Origin of the sequence: Paraprevotella clara YIT 11840 (genome assembly GCF_000233955.1) — a bacterium.
Classification (GTDB): Bacteria; Bacteroidota; Bacteroidia; order Bacteroidales; family Bacteroidaceae; genus Paraprevotella; species Paraprevotella clara.
This window is the reverse complement of record NZ_JH376633.1, coordinates 1-1,338: the sequence shown is the minus strand read 5'-3', so window position 1 is coordinate 1,338 and position 1,338 is coordinate 1. Positions and strand designations below refer to the sequence as shown.

General features: G+C 43.4%; 1 protein-coding gene. It reads left to right on the top strand.

Features of this window, described 5'->3' with window-relative positions:
• Window positions 1–101 precede the first annotated feature (101 nt).
• Window positions 102–1,253, top strand: a complete 1,152-nt coding sequence (locus HMPREF9441_RS15125) for an IS4 family transposase (protein WP_008622691.1) — start codon at window positions 102–104, stop codon at window positions 1,251–1,253.
• Window positions 1,254–1,338 lie beyond the last annotated feature (85 nt).

The window sequence follows — 1,338 nt, the reverse complement described above, 5'->3', positions numbered from 1 at the left end:
CAATGTTGTCCTAAACGTTTTTCGATAAAAACAAAAAAAAGGAAGTAAAGCTAAGGTAGAATGAACTACCTTAGCAAAGAGAACCACCTCTTTTACTTCCTATGGCAAATATAACACTTTTCGCACAAGCAATCGGTAGACTTCCGAAAGAATGCATAAGGAAAATTATTCGTGAAGAAAAAACGGACAAGCACAGCAAAGGCTACGACACATGGAGCCAGTTCATAAGCATGATGTTCTGCCAGTTCTCTGGATGCGATTCTGTACGTGATATCTCCAATGGACTGAATTCAGCCAATGGCAATTTGAACCACCTCGGAATCTGTCGCGCTCCCTCTAAATCAACTGTCGCTTATCAGAATGCCAAAAGGGACAGTGGCGTGTTCCGGCGGATATTCTATGCACTGCTTGCTCATTTTGGACAGCAGACGATATGGCAACGCACCAAATTCCGTTTCAAGATGCCAATCAAATTGCTGGATTCATCTACCATCACGCTGACCATGTCGCTCTACGAATGGGCACATTACACAACAAAGAAAGGCGCAGTGAAGATGCATACATTGCTTGATTATGACAGCCTTCTTCCTGAATTCGTAAACATTACTGATGGTAAATGCGGTGACAACAGGGGTGCTTTGGATATCCCCGTTCCACCTCATTCTGTAGTCGTTGCCGATCGTGGCTATTGCGATTTCTCCCTTCTCAACAATTGGGACAGCAGGAATGTGTTTTTTGTTGTCAGGCACAGGGACAACCTGCTTTACTCACAAATTGAAGAACGTTTATTGCCCGAAACGAGGGCGCAAAATGTACTCATCGACGAGATTATTGAGCAGACAGGTGAGCAGACAAAGAAAAAATACACCAAACCGCTCAGACGCATAGCTGTCTGGAATGACGAACATGGCTATGTGGTACAGTTGCTCACCAACAACTTCAAGCTGGCTGCTTCCACAATAGCGCAACTCTACAAGGCAAGGTGGATGATTGAAATATTCTTCAGAAACATCAAGCAGCTGTTGAAAATAAAGAGTTTCATTGGTACATCACGCAATGCTGTTGAGACGCAAATATGGACTGCTTTGTCAACGATGCTGCTACTCTGCTGGCTAAAGCACATTGCAAAGTACAAATGGGGGCTCGCCAATCTTGTCGTATCACTTAGATTGAACACATTCACGAAAATAGAGCTCGAAAAGTGGTTGAATGAGCCATTTACACCTCCGCCAGAGCCAGCTGAAGTGATATAAATGGGCACAAAAAAGCTTTGAAGGGGTTGTTATCTATAACAACCTCATATTCATCGTACCTATAAATCGTTTAGGACAACATTGG

Excerpts from the sequence above, each read along its gene's own strand:
- HMPREF9441_RS15125 (WP_008622691.1), top strand. The coding sequence starts at position 102 with ATGGCAAATATAACACTTTTCGCACAAGCAATCGGTAGACTTCCGAAA.